Source organism: Chryseobacterium sp. SIMBA_029, from assembly GCF_046535275.1.
GTDB lineage: Bacteria > Bacteroidota > Bacteroidia > Flavobacteriales > Weeksellaceae > Chryseobacterium.
In genome coordinates this window covers 1-268 of sequence record NZ_JAWRXA010000381.1, presented here as the reverse complement: position 1 = coordinate 268, position 268 = coordinate 1, and the positions used below count along the sequence as shown (strand labels likewise).

At 61.6% G+C, this 268-nt stretch carries 1 protein-coding gene; it reads left to right on the top strand.

Features of this window, described 5'->3' with window-relative positions; all coding sequences use genetic code 11:
* Positions 1–268, top strand: a 268-nt coding sequence (locus SB679_RS24525; RefSeq protein ID WP_410704877.1) for a hypothetical protein, incomplete at both ends; no start/stop codon positions are given.

Here is a 268-nt window from a genome sequence, read left to right as displayed (position 1 = left end):
CGTACGCTTCATCATGGATGACGATGACGCTCCGATCTGCCCAAGTGACGCGCGAAGGCTTCCGTTGGGGGCGCCGCGCGACATCCTGCGCAAAGTGATCCCCACTAGACGGATCGTGCATCCGCAGGTACTTCAGGTGCCCCATCTGGCGGAACTCGTGCCCGAATATCTCCTCGATGATCTCGCCTCGGACCTTGCCAAAGTCATCGTCGACGAAGCCGCCGCTGAAGCTGCGATCGGACCATCGGATGCCGATGTGCGGCGCTTC